Origin of the sequence: Streptomyces longhuiensis, assembly GCF_020616555.1 — a bacterium.
In the GTDB taxonomy this organism is placed as follows: domain Bacteria; phylum Actinomycetota; class Actinomycetes; order Streptomycetales; family Streptomycetaceae; genus Streptomyces; species Streptomyces longhuiensis.
On sequence record NZ_CP085173.1, the window covers coordinates 9,446,469 to 9,466,390 of the forward strand.

The following is a 19,922-nucleotide window of genomic DNA, read 5'->3' on the forward strand; positions in this document are numbered from 1 at the left end:
TACATATAGTGCGCCTGCGTGTGTTGCTGTCCGGCGCGAGGCGTCTGGCCTGCCGCCGGTCACACGCGTACCCGGGACACGGAATCGGAGACATCGGTGAGTAGAAGACAGGCGCAGCAGTTTCCCGTGACCGCACGGCAGGAGGCGCGGCGGGCAGTCGTCGGCAGCGGGAGGCGGTGGTGGGACTCGGGCACCCCGATGGTCCTGTGCATGGCGTTGTCCGGGCTCGCGCTGGTCCCGATGGCCGCGGCCACGGCTGGAGCTGCGCCTGCGGCGAAGGCGCCTCGTGCGGTCAGCCTGACGCACACGTTCTCCTTCAGTGGAGTCCCGGAGAGCTTCACCCTTCCGGCGAACACGACGGCGACGATCACCGCGGACGCCGCCGGCGGCGGCAGCTCCCGCGCTTTCACATGTGGCTTCGGCGTCAACGCGGTCGGCGGTACGGGGGCACGGGTCGTCACCACCCTTGCGGCCTCCGCGACTCCGACGACCCTGACAGTCAACGTGGGCGGAGCCGGAGCCAAGGGATGCGGCGGTGGCTCCGGCGCCGGAGGCTACAACGGCGGCGGCAACGGTGGCAGCGCCAATACCAACTCCGCAGGCGGCGGCGGGGCTTCCAGCATCGCGGCAGGCGGCAGCCTCCTGGTGGTGGCAGGCGGAGGCGGCGGAGCCCAGGGCCGCCCCGGGATCGTGCCCGTGACCGGCGACGGAGGCAATGGCGGAACCCCTGACGGCGCCGTCGGAGCCAACGGTCGCAACAACGGCCCCAACACCAACGAGGGGCAGGGTGGTGGCGGAGGCAGCACCACCACCGGAACAGGAGGCGCCGGCGGTGCGCCCGGGTCCGTTCCGCCGTGCGTGGCGACCGCCGGCACCGGGGGAGGAAGCTTCTCCGGCACGACCGTCGGCAGCGGAGGTGCCGGGGGCAGCAGTTCCACCGGCTGCAGCGGTGCCATCAGCGGTGGCGGGGGCGGCGGAGGCGGCTACTACGGCGGAGGCGGGGGCGGCTCTGCGGCCGCCGTCGTCAACTTCGCCACCGGGGGCAGCGGGGGCGGCGGAAGCAGCTTCGCCACCCCGACAGGCACCGGCACCGCCTTCAGCCTCTCGCCCGTGGGCACATTCGACACGAACGGTCAGGTGACGATCAGCTACGAAGTCCCGGACCTGGCCTTCACCACGACCAGCCCACTGCCCGGCGCGACGCAGAACAGCTCCTACTCCACCACCCTGCAGACCGCTGGCGGCACCGGCAACCCCACCTTCGCCGTCACCAGCGGAGCTCTGCTTCCCGGCCTCACCCTCAACACCACCACGGGCGCCGTCACCGGCACCCCGACCACGACCGGCACCTTCACCTTCAGCGTCACAGCCACCGACTCCGACCCGGATGTCCCGGCGGCCGTACGGCAGTTCACCATCACCGTCCAGGCCCCCACCTGTGCCACCGCCACCCCGACCATCACCGGCACCAACGGCGCCAACGTACTCATCGGCACCCCTGGTGACGACGTCATCTTCGGCCTCGGCGGCAGCGACTACATCGACGGCCGCGGCGGCAACGACATCCTGTGCGGCGGTGCCGACAACGACCGCGTCATCGGCGGCGACGGCAACGACCGCATCGAAGGCCAGGACGGCGCCGATATCCTCACCGGCGGCAACGGCAACGATGCTCTCTTCGGCGGCAACGGCAACGACGTCCAGGACGGCGGATCCGGCACCGACACCAACAACGGCGGCCCCGGCCGCAACGTCTGCGTCCGCCCCCTCTCCGGACCGGGCTGCACCATCTGACAATGCAGTGTGAGACCACTGCTGACACCCATCCAGGTGACGGCAGTTCACAGCGTGCGGCCGACCGGCATCTGTGAGGATCCGGAGCCGACTGCCACACAGCAACGAAGTGCAACAACACACTCGACCGCAGCCGACCGCAGCCGACCGCCGACAACTGCCGGTGGTCGGCTGACCAGTTCGTCCGGGTCCCGTTGGCGGACTCGTTGCGGCAGCCATCGCGGTCACCATGTGGGTCATGCGGGTGCAGGCCGACTTGCTGCACGGCTCGCAGTGTGCGGCAGCGCCGATGGACGCCTTCCACGGATGCTTGCTCTCAGGTGGCGGGAGTTGGACCTCGCCAGCGATCAGATCGGTGCCTCGTCGGTCAGCGAAGGCACGGCGCGCGGACGGAGGACCATGAGCGAGTCTTGCAAGCTCGCCACCATGGCAAAGGGGAACCGGTCGAGCTCAAGGCAGAGCGCGACGTCATCAGGATGGACCCCTTGACGTACACCCTCCGTCAGCTCAGCTGCGGCGCGTGACTCGCCGGCACGGCGGAGGAACCCAACTGCATCCGTCCCGGCCTCGGTGGCCCTGCGAGCGATGTATTGAGCGCACGCCAGATCTTCATCGGCCTGTCCATCCTCGCCAGTGACCACGAACGTGACATCGTCACGCTCGCCTGTCCGCAAGACGCGAGCCGTTGCCTCCGCCACCACGAAGCTGGCACACAGCACCAGCGACGCCTCCTTGACCGCAAGGGCGCCGACCGTCCCCGCCGTGGTCTTCTGTACGACGGTCCGTCCGCCGAGGTCAATGGACCGCAGCAAGCCAGGCGAGTTGACCGTGTCGAACCCGGGCGCGGGCGGACCGTCTTTGATGGCCACCCACTCCGGGTGGCGAGCCTTGAGTGCCAGTGCTTCGTCCAGTGACTCGGCAAGGACAATCCTTTCGGCCCCCTGCCCAAAGGCCCAGGCGGCCACTGTAAAGGCACGCATGACGTCGACTACGACGGCCACTGACGGGGTTTCGACCAGCTCGGCTATGCCAATGAAACGAGGGTTCATCCGGTCATGATCGGCCATGCCCGACCAAAAGTATTCGGACAGTGATGCGAATCTCTCGACGGTCTCAGACTGCAACACACATGTCTGACTGCCTGCGTCGTGAAGCAGTGCGCGACGGCACGCCTGCTCAATCGCCAGGCGACTCCGCGACCGCTAATGGTCCGGAAGAACCCCTCACTCTCGTCGAGGTGATGGAGCGTCACCACATGTGGATCGCCGATTCTGGCCAGCGCACGGGCCTCATGCGGTACGCGTTCGTGCAGTACCCGGCAAGCCACCGTGTCCTGGGGCGAGCTCCGGAGCGAGAAGGCTGACCTGCTTGACCGCGACCTCGCGAGGGAGCGCCAGATCACGCGCCCACCACATGGTGCCTGAGTAGTGGCAGGAGGCGGTCACACAGCCGCTCAGGTCGTCCACACTGCGCAGCACAGCCAGCCTCTACGCGGCGGGTGTTTTGAGGTCGCGTTCAGTCATGCAGGTCTCCGAGATGTGAGAGACCCACCTGTCAATAGTGACCGTCTTTTTGGATCCAGAGGCCTGCAGGGCACCCAGGTCAGCATCATCTGAGTGCCACCGCCGATCCTCACCGAACCGAAGGGAAACCTTCCAGAAGGGCATGACTCTGTGGACCGGTTGCCGTGTGAGGGTGCGCATCCTCGGTGGACGTGCCGGACGGTCGGCCGGCTGGTGCCCCACGACGTCACTCGCAGGGGCCATCAGTCCGGCGGCTCCGTTGGGCGAGGCCGACCAGGCTCCGGCTCCGTGGGGTCAGGCTCATCCGGGCCGGGGGGCGCGGGCGGCTCAGGTGGTGGCACGGGTGAGCCGGGTGGTGTGGGCGGATCCGGCGGGCTTGGCGGTTCGACCGGTTTCGGTCCATCGGGCGGTTCGCCGGGGTCTGGGGGCTTTGGGCGTGGTGGGGGTTCGGCCGGCGGCACGGGGGTGACGTCGGGGTCGGTTGGTACAGGCACAGTTCCCATGATCATGGCTCCTACGGGCCGAGGCTGTGTTCGAGTTTCAATGACGATCACTCTCGCGGCGCCGGCTCGCTCGGCCTCGCGCACTGCTCTCTCCAGGCCGCCCCAGCCATGGGCGATCAGCGCGAGCCGGTCGCCCCGGGCGCCGAACGCAGCAGCGCACGCGCTCCCGATCTCACTCCTGGTGCCGGTGACCACCACCGTGCGGCAGGCCTGCGTGATGTGTCATACGGTGCGGGTTTCCCTGATCAGCGCTGGCAAACGGCCGTGGGGACCGTGCCGTGGGGGTGGGCTGATCGTAGGGTCGAGAACAGGCAGACATGGTTCGAGCGAGGGAGGCAGCTGATGCCGCTATGACGCTGTTCCATGCCGATGAGCCTCTGCTCGTCATCAGCCGCTGGCACCCGATCACCTGGACCGAGACGCTCGCCCAGTGTGGCCGCAGCTGGGCGATGGCGCGCATCCACAAGGTGAGCGGAACGTGTGGTGACCAGCTGCTGGACCACCCGCTCTGCACAGGTGAGGGCCGTGGCGGGGCGGCCACGGTCAGAACGGTGAACCAGGGGTTGTTCGCCCGGCTCTGGCCCCACATGCGGGCCCCCGGCGGTGCGTCCGGGCGGCCGCGGACGCTGAGGAGGCGCTGCTCCACGGTCAAGGCGGTCGTGGGGCCGGCCCAAGCGGTGGCCGCCGCCGACAGGCCCACAGGGCGTGCAGGCTGCGGCCCGGGCCAAGGTGCGGTTTGTCGTGGTCCCGTCCCGCGGACGCGGCGATCGGACCCTGCGCGCGGCCGGCGCCTGGAAGGCCGCGTCGGTGTCGCCGGACCCCTCGCCTGTTTCAACGACCGTGCGTACGCGGACCCTGCCCGCTACGCGCCCGACTTCGTTGGGCCGCACTGCCGTGAGTGAGATGTTCGGCGCCGACTACACGGTCTCTGTCGAGTTCTACGATCTGCTCCAGGCCGAAACCGACCGCCGCTCGGCAAAACGACGCTTCGCCGAGGCGGCCAGCCACGCCCGGCACGGGATCCTCGATATCGGTGCGGGTACCGGGATCGTCACCGAGACCCTGCTGACCGCCTCCGCCGCGCCGATCCACGCCGTCGAGCCGGCGGCTCCGATGCGCGCGGCCCTGCTGTCCCGCCTGGCCGGCCTGGGCGCTGACCAGCGTGCCCGCGTCACTCTTCACCCCGAGCCCATCGAGAGAGCGGGAATCGAGGAGGTCGCAGACCTGGCCATCGCCTCCAACATCATCGCCTGCCTCGACCCCGCCACCCGACGTGCCACCTGGCAGGCCGTCAGCCGCGCGCTCCTGCCTGGCGGGCTATTGCTCTTCGACCCACCGCCCACCGAACTGCCTACCGGTCGCGAGAAGGTGGGACGGCTCGGGCCGGTCCGCGTAGGCCCGGACATGTACGGCGCCGACATCACCCGAGAACCCGACGCGGGGATCGTGCGGATGGTCTTCACCTATCACGTCGAACGAGACGGACGGGTATTGCGCCAGCAGCAGGAGACGTTCGAGCTGTGGCCGGCCAGCACTTCGGAGATCGGCGCAGAACTCGAGGCACAGGGCCTGCACGTCGTGCAGGCCCCCAGCGCCGATCTCCTGGCCGCTCGCCGCCCTGCACACTGACGGAGATGTGTGGGTCAGCGCTGGCGCACTCGGACCTGTTGCGAAAGTTGATCTTCCTCATTGATGGTCATGTCTCGTGCGATGTGTGGAGCGGGTACCCAGGCGCATGGTCAGCAGCGTGCTGACGGTATCCCCCTTGCTCGTCGAGGAACTCGTGGATCTCGCTGCGCAGTACAGGGTCGGCGGCCTCGCCGATCAGCTGATCGTGCGACTGGCTTGCCAGTTGGAACGCGACGAAGACGAGCAGGGCACCGATGAGGAGCGAGGCCCGGGCTTCGTAGGCGATGTCGCCGGTGAGCATGTACAGGCCCACGCCGTCCAAGTCGAACGACGTCTGTGGGAGGGCGGCGAAGGCGAGGAACGCTCCGACCGGCTCTCCCAGGTCCCTGGCGTGCTGAACCCGCACTTCGATCTGTGACAGGCCGAGCCCTGGGCAGCCCGCCGGGCCCGGACGAGGCCAGCCGGTCCGGGCGCGCTCGGCCACATCGCTGTCTGGCCGGCGGTGACAAACTTGCCTCCACGCGGCCACGTGCGGTTTGGTCGGAGACGCGAGCGGCGCCTGGCGGACCGCCTGCAGTCACGCAGGACGGTCGGGCTGTTGCAACTGTCGTGGGTGGAGGGCTGAGAAGATTCGCTGGAACCGAAGGGCCATCTCGTGGGCGGTCTGCTCGGGATGGTGGCGCCACCAGGCGACCGACGAGCTCACGATCCCGTACCAGAAGTGCGTGACGAGGTCGATATCGAGCGGATCATCGGCCAGGGAGCCGGCGAGAAACTCGGCTACGCCGACCGCTCCCATGCGGTTGAGGTCGCGCCGGTAGGCACTGGCAGCGGGGTAGAGATCGCTGTCCGCGGTCAGCGTCGAGTCGTAAACGAGTTCCCAGTCCTCCAAGCGCGATTCCAGCGCCCGGAAGATGGCCACCAGAGTGCGTTCGGCCCGCCCGCTGTCCGCCGGCCCCCGCTGTGACGATTCGACCGCGGCGACGAGGCGCGAACCCGCGCGGTCCAGGCAGGCCATGTACAGGCCGTCCCTGGAGCCGAAGTACTCGTAGATCAGAGGCTTGGTGATCCCCGCTCGGCTCGCCACGACGGCCGTCGCCCCACGTGCGTACCCCTTGGCTGCGAACTCCTGCGCCGCCGCATCCAGGATCAGGCGTTCTCGCTCCATGCGCGGCATGCCCTTGGTTCCCACGGGGCGGGCGCCCCTGTCCTGCTTGCTCATGACCACACCTTATGCCACGCTGACCGAGCGGTAACTTACTCATCGTTCAGATCGGTGGTGGCGTGTGGTGGGGCAGAAGACGCGTTCGTGGTGGGGATGGGGAAATGTCGAGGACGCCGTGGTTGGCATGGAATCTGATGAGCTGACCCGGAAAGTCTCGGAACTACTGCCGGGTGCCGACCTGACCCATCATCCGGCCCCGCCGGTCGAGTCGTTCGAAGTGGGCGCGAGCAAGGTGAAGGCGCCGCCGGCTCTGGCGTCCATTGTTTCTGCGGATGTGCGTGACCGCCTGGCGCACAGCCATGGGCAGGCGTTCCGGGATGTGGTGCGTGCGTTGCTGGGACGGTTGCCGCACGTGCCCGACCTTGTCGTGCGTCCGACCTCGGAGGCGGAGGTCGTCCAGGTGCTGGACTGGTGCAGTGACGCCGACGTAGCGGTCATCCCCTTCGGGGGCGGTTCGTCCGTGGTCGGCGGTGTCGAGCCGCGGGTGGAGGGGGACTACTCCGGGGTGGTCAGCCTGGATCTCACTGCGATGGACCGGGTTTTGGAGGTAGACCACACCAGCCGGGCCGCACGCGTTCAGGCCGGGGTGTACGGGCCGCGTCTGGAGGAGCAGTTGAAGCCGGAGGGATACACCCTCCGGTTCTTCCCGCAGTCCTTTGAGTTCTCCACCCTCGGCGGCTGGCTGGCTACCCGAGCGGGCGGTCACTTCGCGACGCTGCTCACCCACATCGACGATCTCACCGAGTCACTGCGGGTAGTTACCCCTGCCGGTGTCGTCGAGTCCCGCCGGCTGCCTGGTTCTGGGGCAGGGCCCTCTCCCGACCGGCTCTTCCTCGGCTCCGAGGGGGCGCTCGGCGTCATCACCGAAGCCTGGGTGCGGCTCCAGGACCAACCCCGGTGGCGGGCCGGGGCGTCGGTCGGGTTCGCGGACTACGACGCGGGTGTGCACGCCGTGCGGGCCCTGTCCCAGTCCGGGCTGCACCCGTCCAACTGCCGTCTGCTGGATCCCGTGGAGGCGTTCATCAACGCAGGCTCCCCGACAGCAGTCCTGGTGCTCGGCTTCGAATCCGCAGATCACCCCGTCACCGCTTGGATGGAACGTGCCTTGGAGCTGTGCCGTGACCACGGTGGCACCCTGGCCGAGCCGCCCCGGTACACCGATACCGCCGACCAGAGCGCACGTAGCGGAGTCGCGGACACCTGGCGCTCATCGTTCATCCGGATGCCCTATCAGCGGGACGCGCTCGCGGCCAGGGGCATGATTGTGGAGACGTTCGAGACCGCGTGCACGTGGGACCGGTTCGATGCTCTTCGTGCGACGGTCAACGAGGCTGCCCAGGAGGCCATGCGGCAGGTCGGGGCGACGGGTGTGGTGACCTGCCGGTTCACCCACGTCTACCCGGACGGCCCGGCACCGTACTTCGGGATCTACGCCAGCGGAGCGTGGGGCAAGACGGGGGAGCAGTGGGACGAGATCAAGGCAGCGGTCTCCCAGGCACTGATCGACACCGGATCCACGATCACACACCACCACGCCGTGGGCCGCGACCATCGGCCGTGGTACGACCAGCAGCGCCCCGCCCTGTTCGCCTCGGCCCTTCAAGCCGGCAAGGCTACGCTCGACCCGACCGGAATCCTCAACCCCGGTGTCGTGATCGACCCCCTGCGCCCAGGTGGCGATGCTGACGTGGTGAAGCGACAGTAGGCCAGGTCTGCCCGCGCACCGGCGGCAACTTCTGCCAGGGGCAGCCGGAGATGGCGACGAACATTATGGCAGCCAGGCACTCGCGGGCCGCGAGCAGCCGACGCCCACATCCCCTTGCGGCCGTATGACCACTTCTCCGACACCAAGGAAGCGACGTATTGAAGGAAACGACGTACTAAGGGAGAACGGAATCAACAGAGGAGCACGGTCACGAGAGTCATGCCCGCCGGGGTGAACGTGACGTAGTCGCCGAGGTGGCCCGACTGGAGACGGTGGAGGGGCGCGGCCCAGCGCGGCGGTTCGTCCGTCGCGGGACGGTGCACCGCCGTCCAGGCGAGGGTGAGCGCCAGGACTGAGGAGAGAAGGCCCACGGTGACCCCGCCCCCCGTCCAGTGGGGTGCGGGTGTGACCGGGGGCGGCGCCGCCCCCGCCGTCCCGAGTACAGGTCGGCAGTGGCTTGCGTGCTTCATGCTAAATCGGGCGTCCTTGTGCGGCGGAAGCCGGCGGAGGAAAGGGCCAGGGGACATGCAGGTGCTGCGTCCGCCCCCACTCAAGGCCTTGCTGAATGCGACCGGGCAAAGCCGGTCCGCGCCCGGGGAGATTGAGGTAGCGAGCGCACGCGCCTCATGCGTGGATGGAGTGCGCGACGCGGGACTCGCGCAAATGTCTCGCTTGACCGGCAAGACAAGAGCGGCCCTTTGAAGAGGAGGCAGGCATGCCTGCAGGATCGAATGCAAAGCGTGAGCGGCAGTACGAGCACATCAAGGAAGGCGCGCAGGAGCGCGGCGTCTCGGAGAAGCGTGCAAAAGAAATCGCTTCCCGGACAGTCAACAAAGAGCGCGCCCGCGCCGGCGAAGCCAAGTCGTCCAGCAGGACGTCCACTCGGGACCCGAAATCCGCGTCACAGCGTGGCGGCGAACGTTCTCACTCCGGCTCACAGGGGCCGACCAAGGACCAGCTGTACGACGAGGCCAAGAAGAAGAACATCGAGGGCCGTTCATCGATGAACAAGCATCAACTGCGAAAGGCCCTCGGCCACTGACGCGGCCGAAGGGCTTGCCGGCGTCAGGCATCTTGCCCATCCAGGGGCGGAGCGTGGCGCCGGGCACGTCTACCTGGCGACGTTGTTCTGGCCTGGTGCGTCGGTGCCAGAGCTGAACGGCGTGGTGTCGGGGCGTCGTGGCTGGCCGACTGCTCGTCGCAGCCTGAATTCCCCGCCGAGAGCTGGGAGATCGGGAAGCAGCATGGATGTGGGACGCGTTTGATGCGGCCTCCCTCTGTGTGGGTGCGCCGTAATCGAGGCGTCTGGCCCGCTACCGCAAATGGTGCAGATCGTCACTTGGCGTGTCGGCGTGGGGGGGAGCTTCACCCACGCATCACAGACGAGTCGCCGTCATGGGCGGTATGCGGGCCGAGGCGCTGAACCAACTGCTCCGGTACGTGAGGCACGGCGCCACACGCACAGTTCATGGCCGGTGTGCACCGAGCGGCATGCGGGGTCGGCGGCCGCGTCCTGGCCGGCCTCCGCGCAACGAGAGCAAGCTTTCGTACCGTGAGATCGCCGCCGCGCTCGACGCCGACGAAGATGCGTCCCATGTGTGGTGAGCGTCGACAGCCGGCGCCGTGCGCTGGACGCTCGCCAATTCGGCCGATCGCCGGCCGAACCTGCGGCAGCGCACCGCGTAGCGACTTACCTCTCGTACTTCACGATGGCATGCGTCAGGTGCACACCTAGGGGTGCATGACGATCTTTCCCACGTGGCGCCTTCGAGCGAGGAGTTCCTGCGCCTCAGCGGCCTGGTCCAGTGGGAACGTCGCGGCGACAACGGGTTGGATCTGGGCCTTGCGGGCCAGGTCCATGAGGAGGTCGAAGTGCGTGGGTGTATGCATCGTGGAGCCGATCACCTGCGCGTTGTGCAGGTAGAGGCGGCGCACATCAAAGGTGACCTCGTACCCGCCAAGTGCACCGGCGATGACCCACCGTCCACCTTCGCGCAGCAGCGGCAGTCCCTCGCTCACCAGGTCTCCGGCTACGACGTCGAGTGCGACGTCGATGCCCTCCGGGGCGGTCGCGCGGATCTCGTCGGCGACGTCACGTGCGCGGTCGATCACTTCGTGCGCACCTGCCTCGCGCACCGAATCGACCTTGGATCCGCTGCTGATGGCGATTACCCTCGCACCGCGCGCACGGGCGATCTGGAGCAGCGCAAGGCCGACACCGCCGGACGCTCCCGAGACCAGCGCGGTCTCCCCCGGTTGTAGGCGGGCTCGCTCGATCATGCCCAGCGCAGTGCCGTAGGCGGTCGGCAACGCCGCGAGTTGATCGTCCGTGAGCGGAGATTCCGTCACGTCATGTGTGCGCTCGGCCGACGCTGTCACGTACTCGGCGTAACCGCCGTCGCGCTCGCTTCCCATGAGGCCCACCGGATTCGCATCCGGCCCGTCACTGTCGTAGATCGCCGGGTCGACGACCACTCGGCGACCGACAAGACTCTCGTCCACGGCGGCGCCAACTGCCACGACTCGGCCGGCCACGTCGGCGCCCTGGATGCGCGGAAAGTCGATCGGGCCCCGCCAGCCCGACAGCGCACCTGGGTCTCCCGGGCGGCCGTAGGCGCCCTCCCGGGTCCACAGGTCGGTGTTGTTCAGCGCTACCGCGCGGACCCGGACCAGTACCTCTCCCGCCTGCGGGGTGGGCACGGCCACCTCCGTCAGCTCAAGAACCTCCGGCCCTCCGTGCTCTGCGATCCGCACCGCACGCATGGTCTCGGGCACACCCATCGCCTGAACCTCCTCGCGGGTACACTGATCTGTGAACTCTAGCCACCACGCTACACCGATCAGTGAAGGGGTGCCCGATGCGGGAAGCGCAGCCCATGACGCCGGCGGGTCGCCGCATCGTGGCGGCTGCCGAGGAGCTGTTCTACAACCGCGGTATCACATCGGTCGGCGTGGATCTGATCGCCGAGCACTCAGGCGTAACCAAGCGGACGCTGTACAACCAGTTCGGGTCGAAAGACCACCTGGTGGCGACCTACCTCGCGGAACGTGACCAGCGCTGGCGGTCACTGGTCCGTGCGACCGTTGCCGCCTGCGACGGTCCTGTCGAGGCAGTCACGGCACCCTTCGACGCACTACAGACGTGGAGCGAGGCCAACACCCGCGGATGCGCCTTCATCAATGCGCTGGCGGAACTGCCCGACCCATCGCATCCCGCGCACCGCGTCGCCGAGAACCAGAAGCTCTGGTTGCTGAACCTGTTCAAGGAGCTCGCCACCGCGGCAGGCTGCTCGAGCCCCGCCACCATCGCAGCCCAGCTCCTCGTCCTGCATGAGGGTGCTCTCGCCACGCAGCCGCTCCCGCTCGACACCCTTTCGGGCAGCGCCGACCTGGCCCGGGCCCTGGTCCGAGCGGGCACGCCGCTGCAGCACCAAGGGGCGCCGAGCGAAACGTAGGGAATCCAGAGCCCGCGCTGGTCGGGGCACTCGTACGGGGCCGAGCCGCCGAAGGTCCTCCGCTGTCCGGGGAGGTCCTCGCCTTCGCGCACTGGCTGTGACGGGCCGGAGGGCGACCGGGGAGGGCACTGTGCGCCCTCTCTTCGTGGCAAGCGTGGCAAGTGTGAAGAATGCGGCGGTCGGCGCGGACGCGTCATGACCGTGGCCGCGCTCCCGGGCCGGGACTGGCGGTGACGTCGGAGGGGGACAAGGCGGTGTGCCCCTGTTCGCACTCGACCGTCACCCGCACAGGGGCTCCGCATGTGCCGTGCCGCAGGTCGAGGACCGGCCCTTCCGCGTTGTCCCCGGTGTACGTCTCGCCCCACTGCTTCAGCGCCACCAGGACGGGCCACAGGTCCCAGCCCTTGCGGGTCAGCCGGTACTCGTTGCGGGAGCGGCTGCCGGGCTCCTGATACGGCACCGTCCTCAGGATGCCGGCCTCGGTCAGCTTCCGGAGCCGATCGCTGAGGACGGCTTCCGACATGCCGATGTGGCGGCGGAACTCGTCGAAGCGGCGGACTCCGTTGCTCGCGTCGCGCAGGATGAGCAACGTCCACTTCTCGCCGACAAGGTCGAGCGTCAGCTGGACCGGGCAGTTCTCCGTGCTCGTCTCAAGCCACTCCATCCCGCCATCGTAGGACCCTGACTGCGTAATTGACAGCCAGATGAAGACCGGGCTAGCTTCGCCAGGCGAAGTCAGATCGGGAGGAGCGGGGCTGTGGGACGAACACGCACGTACGAGTGGGAGGACCCCGCCGTCACGGCAGCGGCAGTGGGGCAGTCCTCCGGCCTCGACTTTCTGCGCGAGCTCCAGGCCGGCAGGCTGCCCGGGGCGCCCGTGGGGGCAACCGTGGGCTTCGAGCTCGACGAGGTGGAGAAGGGGCGCGTGGTGTTCTCGCTCGTGCCGGGGGAGGAGCACTACAACCCGATCGGCAGTGTGCACGGCGGGGTCTTCGCCACTCTGCTCGACTCGGCAGCCGGCTGCGCTGTCCAGTCGACGTTGCCGCCGGGCATGGCGTACACCTCGCTCGACCTGACCGTGAAGTTCCTGCGGCGCATCACGGTGGACACCGGCACCGTCCGCGCCATCGGTACGGTGGTCAGCAGTGGCCGCCAAACTGCCCTCGCGCAAGCCCAGTTGGTGGACGCGACGGACAGAGTGCTCGCCCATGCGACCAGCACCTGCATGCTGTTCCCGCTGTCGACCACGTGAGTCGCCCACCTGGGCGTGATACCTGATACATCGGCCGGCGCCGTCGCCCTGCCAGACATAGCCGTGGCATGGCAGCTGGGTGGTGATGGTCTCGGCCTTCGGCGGGTTGCGGCCTGCGCGACGGGCGTTGTCCGGATGCACCCAGTACGAAGTCGAAGAGCTTGCGCAGGCCATCCACGGCCCGGAGGGCATCTCACCGGTCGGCATGGCAGCGGCCGTCCACCTCGACCTGGCGGTCCACAACTTCGGTATCCAGGAGTACTCGGGCCACACCGCACTCACCAACGAGGTGTTCCGGCACGCCTACACCTTCACCGACGGACACCTGCACCCGGGCGAGGCCCCCGGCATCGGCGTGGAACTGGACGAGGAACTGGCCGCTGCTCACCCCTACGAGGCGGCCTGTCTGCCCGTCAACCGCCTGCAGGACGGAATCGTCCACGATTGGTGAGCCATGCTGGCCGGCTCACATCGGTGTGCTTGCCGCATACCTCATCCATGCTGGTCAGGTCGACCGTTGGTAGGCGTGGAGGCTATCGCCAAGTCGCGCTTGCCGTCGTATGTCCAAATTGGAGATCCGGTCGGTGTCTTCGATCGGCGCGGGCAGAGAGTGGCGGGGTGAGCGTGCGAAAGGCCCTGGCGCAGTGTGGCGAGGAGGGCGCCGTCGCCCGGATGGAATCGCGCCTGCTGCCCGCTCGGTTGCCGCTCGGGCATCAGGTCTGGTGACGCAAGAGCAGGATCTCTGCATCCTTGCCCTGGTCGCTCGCGCGAAGAATGCAGCCAGGGGCCACAACAGCTCGGTCATGAGCCGGAGTCGTAGAGGTGTCGGTGGACCCGGGAGGGTGAGAGGGCGAAGCGCAGGAGGCTTCGGATCAGGCCCGTGAAAGGCCGGTGAAAACCCTGTGGAAGTGGTGTCGGTGGTGCCGTTTATGCTGCCCCAGACGATCACGCGGGACCAGGGGAGGGCGCGGCATGTTCAACAAGCTGTTCGGTGGGAGTGGAGAGAGACCGGTGGTCGATCCGCACGCCCTTCCTGTCCCGCGCAGGCAGAAGAATGGGGTGTACAAGCTGCGCGCGCTCGGGGACACGCGGGTGCTCGCACTGGTGGAGGCGGCCGACTCGGGTGACTGGGAGGCTGTCAAGTCTGCGCTGACCCCCTTCGATCTCGGCCGCGACCACCAGGTCTTGGCCGAACTGGCCGAACTGGACGGTGTGCAGGACTGGATCGCCCGGGCCGTCGAGGACGACAAGGAGCACCGGGCGACGGCTCTGCTGATATCCGGGGCGCGCCACATCAGCTGGGGCTGGGAGGCCCGTACCTCCGACCGTGCCGTGAACGTCACGCAGGAGCAGTGGCGCGTTTTCCACGAGCGGCTTCGCATCGCCGAGGAACAGCTGCTGGAGGCCGCCGAGTTGCAGCCGGAATGGGTCACGCCGTGGCGCCGCCTCCTCACCTCCGGCCGAGGGATGTCACTGGGCCCGGCCGTCAACGAGACGCGGCTCGATGCCGCCCTGCGCCGCGAGCCGCTGGATCTGGAGACCCACATCGAGTGGGTGTCGCAGTTGCAGCCCCGGTGGGGCGGCGAGCCCGGCCAGGCTCTCGCGTTCGCCCGCAAGGCGTTCGCCGGCGCGCCCGAGGGCCACCGCCTCGGCTGTGTGATCGCCATGGCTCACATCGAGGACTGGGTGGAGTCGGACAGCGAGGACTGCCTCGTCACCCCCGAGATCCAGGATGAGTTGTTGGACGCGGCCGAGCGCAGCATCCTGCACCCCGCCTACGTGCGTCGCCCGGGCTGGCAGGAGGACTTCAACATCTTCGCCATGGCGTTGTCGCTGGCCTCCGAAAGCATCGCGTTGCCGCGGGTCTTCCAGGAGCTTCAAGGCGCCTATACCTCATGGCCGTGGAAGTACATGGCGCAGCCGGAAAAGATGTACGCCCGCGCCCGGCGCAACGCCTGAACCCGCCACGTCGCCTGAACCCGCCACCAAGCCTGTCACCCCTCGAACACCCCACCCCGGACTGCCTGATGACTCTGCCCGACGCCCCGTTGAGCCCGGCCGGCACCGACCGCACCTTCCAAGTGGATCTGCGCGGCCTCGTCGATCTCCTCTCCCACCACCTCTACTCAAGCCCCCGTGTCTACCTGCGCGAACTCCTCCAGAACGCGGTCGACGCGCTGACCGCACGGCACGGCCTCGAACCGAGCGCCCCCGCCGACGCCTTCGGTATCCGCCTGTACGCCGACGGCTCGGTGGTACGCGTCGAGGATGACGGCGTCGGTCTCACCGAGGCCGACGTGCACACCTTTCTCGCCACGATCGGCCGCAGCAGCAAGCGCGCCGAGAAGATCGCCGAACAACGCGCAGACTTCATCGGCCAGTTCGGCATCGGCCTGCTCTCCTGCTTCCTCGTCGCGGACGAGATCCACGTCCTGAGCCGCTCCGCCCGCACTCCCGACGCTCCCGCCGTGGAATGGCGGGGACGTGGCGACGGCAGCTACACCGTCCGTACTCTGCCTGCTTCCGCCCGCTCACGTCCCGGCACCACCGTCACACTCACGCCGCGCACCGACGCGGGTGAGTGGACCCGCCCGGCACAGGTGCACGCGCTGTCCCGCCACTTCGGCTCTTTGCTGCGCCACCCGGTCACCTTCGACGACGGCACAGGCGGCCCGGGTGCGCCCGTCAATCCCGAGCCCGCGCCGTGGACGCGTACGTACCCCACGCCGGGATCCCGCTCCCGGGCGCTGTCCGCGTACGCAGAGGAGGTCTTCGGGTTCACGCCGCTGGACACCATCGAGCTGGACCTGCCGGCCGTGGGCCTGAAGGGCATCGCGTGTGTGCTGCCCGAGGCGGTGCCGGCCGGACGCCGTCACGGCCACCGTGTGAACGTCAAGGGCATGCTGCTGTCCGAGCAGGCCGAGGAGATCCTCCCCGAGTGGGCCTTCTTCGTCCGCTGCGTCGTCGACGCCGAGAGCCTGCGCCCGACGGCGTCCCGCGAGTCCCTCTACGAGGACGACACGCTTGCCGCCGTGCGTGACGCTCTCGCCGAGCGGTTGCGTGCGTGGATCGCCCGCGCCGCCGCCAGCGACCCGGACCTGCTCGCCCGCTTTCTGCAGGCCCACCACCTGGCCGTGAAGTCGCTCGCGGTGCACGACGACGAGATCCTGCGGATGCTGCTGCCCTGGCTGCCGTTCGAGACCACGGACGGGCACTGCACCCTCGACGAGTTCGCCCGCACCCACCGCACCGTGCTCGTCACGTCCAGCGTGGAGGAGTTCCGGCAGGTCGCGGCGATCGCCTCGGCCGCCGGGCTCGGCGTCGTCAACGGCGGCTACACCTATGACCGTGAGCTGGTTCACCGGCTGCCCGAGATCAGGCCCGCCGTCAGCGTCGCCGACCTCGACCCGGCGACCCTCACCGCCCACCTCGACCCGGTTGACCGGGAGACGGAACTCGCCGCCGCGGCCTACCTCGCCCTGGCCCGCGACGCACTCGCCGTCTTCGACTGCGACGTCGCGCTGCGCACCTTCCAGCCCGCCTCCGCACCCGCCCTCCTGATGGACAGCCGCGAGGCCCGGCACGAGCGCACCCGCTCCCAGCTGGCCCGTGAACAGGAGGGCGGCCTGTGGGGCGACATCCTCGGAGCCCTGCGCCAGGAGGCCCCGCGCGCCCAGCTCATCCTGAACCAGCTCAACCCGCTGGTGCGCACCGCCGTGGCCATCGACGAGCCCGAGCTGGCACGCACCAGCGCAGAAGCGCTGTACGGACAGGCCGCGCTGCTGTCCCGCCGCCCGCTCAGGCCGGCCGAATCGAGCCTCATCAACCGCTCCTTCCTCGACCTCCTCGCCCACGCCCTCCGCAAGGACAGCTGACGATGCCGACCGCACCCCATCCCCAGAACACCGACGAGCTCTTCCAGGCGCTCCAGGAGAACGACCAGCTGCCCTACGGCCGCACTCGCACCGTCACCGCCGAGGAACTCGTCGACGCCGCCGAGCAGTTCGCGGACCCGGGCCCACTCGCGTACGCCCTCTTCGAACTCCAGGAGGCCTACACCTACGGCTCCGAACCCCGTAAGTCGCCTGTCGTCTTCGCGCGCCTGCTGAACCTCTTCGACGAGCAGCCCGACGTGTTCGACGAGCGCATGCGCCACATGCTGTTCTGGCGGTTCAAGTGGGTCGCCAATGCCCTGCGCGCACTGCCGGAGGTGCCGCTGACCGGCCTGCGCCAGTGGCTGACCGAGATGCGCGACCGGTACGTCAAGGCCGACCTCGACCTTCAGCCGTACTACGGGCAGGCGTACCAGCTCGCCGCACACCTGGGCGAGGACACCTCCCTCGCCTACGAGTTGTGGGCGGGCCGCACCCGCACCCGGCTCAGCGACTGCGAGGCCTGCGAGGTCTGCGAGCGCGCCCTGCACCACCTGGGGACGGGCGACGACGAGCGGGCGCTGCGCACGTGGGAGCCGGTCCTGGCCGGGAAGGACTCCTGCCAGGAGGAGCCGGCGCGTTCCGTTTCGTACGCGCTGCTTCCCCTGCTGCGCACGGGCCGCACCGACCGGGCCCGCGAACTGCACCTCGCCGGCTACCGCGCCTGCCGCCGCAACCCCTCGATGGCCGGGGAGGTCGGCCGCCACCTGGAGTTCTGCGCGCTGACCGGCAACGAGGCACGTGGCCTGGAACTGCTCGCCGAGAACCGGAACCTGTTCGCGGAGGTGGAGTCCCCGCTCGACCTGCTCGACTTCCTCACCGGGCTGGAGGTCCTCCTGCGGCGGGTCGAACTCCTCGGGCACGACAGCCTTCCCGCCGCCGGATACGCCGGCCGCACCTGGACCGTGGCCGGCCTGCGTGCCGAGGTGCGCGGCCGCGCCGACGACCTCGCCGCCCGCTTCGACGCCCGCAACGGAACCACGGCCCACACCGACCGCCGCAATGCTCGTCTCGACCGCACCCCACTCCTGGATACGCTGGAACTGACCCTGCGCACCCGCGCCCTCGACGACGCCGGCCCGGCTGCCCCGGTAGCCGAGCCCACCGTCCGTACGACCGCCCTCCCCGATTCCTTGCCCGAACTCATCCTTCAGGCAAGGACCTTGGACCAGCAGGGGCACCCGGACGGACCTGCCTGCTGGGCGCGGCTGCGCACGCTCACGGCCGCCCGGGACTACGCCCACCCCGACGATCCGGCCCTGGGCCCACTCGTACAGCTGCGCGCGGACCTGCTGGCAGAAGAAGCGAACCGGGCGGGCGAGAAGGACGAGTTCGCCGACGCCGCCGCCCTCCACGAAGAGGCCGCGGCCCTGTACGACGACGCCGGACAACCGGGTCACGCGGCGCTCTCCCGAGCCTGCGCCCTGCTCGCCACCGCCGAGATTCCTGTGCAGGGCACCGACGGAGCCGAGGCGAAGACGGCCGCGCTGACCAGCGCCCACGCGTCCATGGTCCGCCTGCACGAGGAGACGCCCGGCCTCGCCCCGTTCCAGGAGGCCCGCCTGATGCGGCTGAAGGCGTCCGCGCTGGGTATGCGTCTGCAGACCTCACGTAGCGACGAGCACGTCGCGCCGGTCCTCGCCGAGACAGACGCGCTGCACGCCTTCGCCACCCGGCACGACCTCATCGGGCAGATCTCCGGCGCCCTGCTGCTACGGGCCAGCACGCACGCCATCTCCGGCGACCTGCCCGCCGCGGTCACGGAGATCGACGCCCTCCTCGACCGGCTGAAGGCGCACGGCCCCGCCTGGCACCTGCCCCGCACGCTAGGACTGCGCGGCCGGCTCCAGCTCGGCCTCCGGGACGCGCAGGCCGCGCACGCGGACCTGACCGAGGCCCTGCGACTGGCCGCCGACTGGCCGGCCGACGCGATCGACGCCGCCCGCCTCCACAGTGATCTGGCCGAAGCCTGCATGCACCTGGGCCACCCCGACGAGGCACTACGGCACCTGACGCGCTCTGCGGGGCTGGAGCTTCGCCGCGGCAACCGGACAGACGCGTTCTGCACCTACAGCAACGCGGCCCAGCTCAGCCTCGACCTGGGCCGCGTCGAGGACTGCATCGCCCTGCTCGACTCCCTGCTGGCCGAACCCGACGTCACCACCGGAGAGCTGGACGACCGGCTCATCGCCCAACTGCGCCTGACCCGCGCGCGAGCACTGCACACGGGCGAGGACCTCAAGGCCGCCACGGCCGAGTTCGTCACCCTCGCGGCCGAGTCGGCCCGCTGGGACGACGACCCGGGGAGCCACGCCATGATCGCCGCGGAGACCGCCGTACTCCTCGGCGAGTCCGGTGAGTTCGGCCGGGCCCGAGAAGCCGCCGACCAGGCACTCGCCGCCCACGCCCGGGCCCCGCGCTTCGACCAGCTCAGCAACTCCCTGCGCGAACTCGCCCGCCTCCAGGCTCACCAGCAGGGCCCCGACGGCCTCGCCGGCGCCCACGCCTTCCTTTCCGACGCCGGCCGGGTCGCCGACGAGGCGCGAGCCGCCGAATACGAGGCCCACGGCCGTTCGCTGGACACCGCCCTGGCCTACGAACACGGGCGGGTCAACGCCTACGCCGGCGAGTACGAGGACGCCCTGGCCGCCCTGGAGAAGGCCCTCGCCCTGCTCGGCGAACCGGAAAGGAACGACGACCGCGCCGGCGAGTGGGCCGAGTGTGTCCGGCTCGCCGGCGCCGTGGAAGGCCTCTATCTGGAACGCCCCGCCCCCGCCCTCACCCGCCTCGACGCGGCGATCTCCCACCTGACCGCCCTTGGCCACACCGAGGAGACCGAGCCGCTGATCTCCCTGGCGGCCCGGCTGCGCGACGAGGAGTGACGCACCGGTGCCGGGGCAACAG

At 69.3% G+C, this 19,922-nt stretch carries 15 protein-coding genes and 1 pseudogene; 11 read left to right on the forward strand and 5 right to left on the reverse strand.

The window, feature by feature from the left end:
* Positions 1-126: 126 nt before the first annotated feature.
* Positions 127-1,794, forward strand: a complete 1,668-nt coding sequence (locus LGI35_RS46245; protein WP_264484709.1) for a calcium-binding protein — start codon at positions 127-129, stop codon at positions 1,792-1,794.
* A 347-nt stretch (positions 1,795-2,141) separates the two neighbouring features.
* Here the strand turns inward: LGI35_RS46245 and LGI35_RS43030 are convergent, their stop codons facing one another.
* Positions 2,142-2,843 carry a 2-phosphosulfolactate phosphatase gene (locus LGI35_RS43030; RefSeq protein WP_227300754.1) on the reverse strand — a complete coding sequence of 234 codons (702 nt, stop codon included), beginning with the start codon at positions 2,841-2,843 and terminating at the stop codon, positions 2,142-2,144.
* 1,880 nt (positions 2,844-4,723) lie between these two features.
* Here LGI35_RS43030 and LGI35_RS43035 point away from each other — a divergent pair.
* Both LGI35_RS43035 and LGI35_RS46435 read left to right on the forward strand, forming a co-directional pair.
* Positions 4,724-5,449, forward strand: coding sequence for a class I SAM-dependent methyltransferase (locus LGI35_RS43035; RefSeq protein ID WP_227299868.1), 726 nt, complete (start codon positions 4,724-4,726; stop codon positions 5,447-5,449).
* A gap of 118 nt (positions 5,450-5,567) precedes the next feature.
* Complete coding sequence (locus LGI35_RS46435) at positions 5,568-5,867, forward strand: hypothetical protein (protein ID WP_341483483.1); 300 nt, start codon at positions 5,568-5,570, stop codon at positions 5,865-5,867.
* A gap of 159 nt (positions 5,868-6,026) precedes the next feature.
* Here the strand turns inward: LGI35_RS46435 and LGI35_RS43045 are convergent, their stop codons facing one another.
* Complete coding sequence (locus LGI35_RS43045) at positions 6,027-6,671, reverse strand: TetR/AcrR family transcriptional regulator (RefSeq protein WP_227299869.1); 645 nt, start codon at positions 6,669-6,671, stop codon at positions 6,027-6,029.
* Between the two features lie 127 nt (positions 6,672-6,798).
* Between LGI35_RS43045 and LGI35_RS43050 the strand changes: the two genes are divergently transcribed.
* Positions 6,799-8,379, forward strand: a complete 1,581-nt coding sequence (locus LGI35_RS43050) for an FAD-binding oxidoreductase (RefSeq protein WP_227299870.1) — start codon at positions 6,799-6,801, stop codon at positions 8,377-8,379.
* A 191-nt stretch (positions 8,380-8,570) separates the two neighbouring features.
* Here LGI35_RS43050 and LGI35_RS43055 read toward each other — a convergent pair whose 3' ends face one another.
* Positions 8,571-8,849: a hypothetical protein gene (locus LGI35_RS43055; protein ID WP_227299871.1), complete on the reverse strand. Its 279-nt coding sequence runs from the start codon at positions 8,847-8,849 to the stop codon at positions 8,571-8,573.
* A gap of 245 nt (positions 8,850-9,094) precedes the next feature.
* On the opposite strand from LGI35_RS43055, the gene LGI35_RS43060 reads away from it, so the two are divergent.
* Complete coding sequence (locus tag LGI35_RS43060; protein WP_227299872.1) at positions 9,095-9,421, forward strand: plasmid stabilization protein; 327 nt, start codon at positions 9,095-9,097, stop codon at positions 9,419-9,421.
* A 689-nt stretch (positions 9,422-10,110) separates the two neighbouring features.
* On the opposite strand, the gene LGI35_RS43065 is transcribed toward LGI35_RS43060, so the two are convergent.
* On the reverse strand, positions 10,111-11,160 hold the full coding sequence (locus LGI35_RS43065) for a zinc-binding dehydrogenase (protein WP_227299873.1): 1,050 nt from the start codon (positions 11,158-11,160) through the stop codon (positions 10,111-10,113).
* Positions 11,161-11,237: 77 nt separating this feature from the next.
* Between LGI35_RS43065 and LGI35_RS43070 the strand changes: the two genes are divergently transcribed.
* The gene (locus LGI35_RS43070; RefSeq protein WP_227299874.1) at positions 11,238-11,834 is read left to right on the forward strand and encodes a TetR/AcrR family transcriptional regulator; all 597 of its coding nucleotides are present in this window, start codon (positions 11,238-11,240) and stop codon (positions 11,832-11,834) included.
* 193 nt (positions 11,835-12,027) lie between these two features.
* On the opposite strand, the gene LGI35_RS43075 is transcribed toward LGI35_RS43070, so the two are convergent.
* Entirely contained in the window at positions 12,028-12,498 is a 471-nt protein-coding gene (locus tag LGI35_RS43075) for a winged helix-turn-helix transcriptional regulator (protein WP_227299875.1), read from the reverse strand.
* Between the two features lie 93 nt (positions 12,499-12,591).
* On the opposite strand from LGI35_RS43075, the gene LGI35_RS43080 reads away from it, so the two are divergent.
* The 5 genes and pseudogenes from LGI35_RS43080 (at position 12,592) to LGI35_RS43100 (ending at position 19,900) form a co-directional block, all read left to right on the forward strand.
* Complete coding sequence (locus tag LGI35_RS43080) at positions 12,592-13,086, forward strand: PaaI family thioesterase (protein WP_227299876.1); 495 nt, start codon at positions 12,592-12,594, stop codon at positions 13,084-13,086.
* A gap of 88 nt (positions 13,087-13,174) precedes the next feature.
* A pseudogene (locus tag LGI35_RS43085) lies at positions 13,175-13,537 on the forward strand (enolase C-terminal domain-like protein); the annotation flags it as partial.
* Positions 13,538-14,058: 521 nt separating this feature from the next.
* On the forward strand, positions 14,059-15,045 hold the full coding sequence (locus tag LGI35_RS43090; protein ID WP_227299877.1) for a hypothetical protein: 987 nt from the start codon (positions 14,059-14,061) through the stop codon (positions 15,043-15,045).
* Positions 15,046-15,113: 68 nt separating this feature from the next.
* Entirely contained in the window at positions 15,114-16,961 is a 1,848-nt protein-coding gene (locus tag LGI35_RS43095) for an HSP90 family protein (protein WP_227299878.1), read from the forward strand.
* Positions 16,962-16,963: 2 nt separating this feature from the next.
* Positions 16,964-19,900, forward strand: coding sequence for a hypothetical protein (locus LGI35_RS43100; RefSeq protein ID WP_227299879.1), 2,937 nt, complete (start codon positions 16,964-16,966; stop codon positions 19,898-19,900).
* Positions 19,901-19,922: the final 22 nt, after the last annotated feature.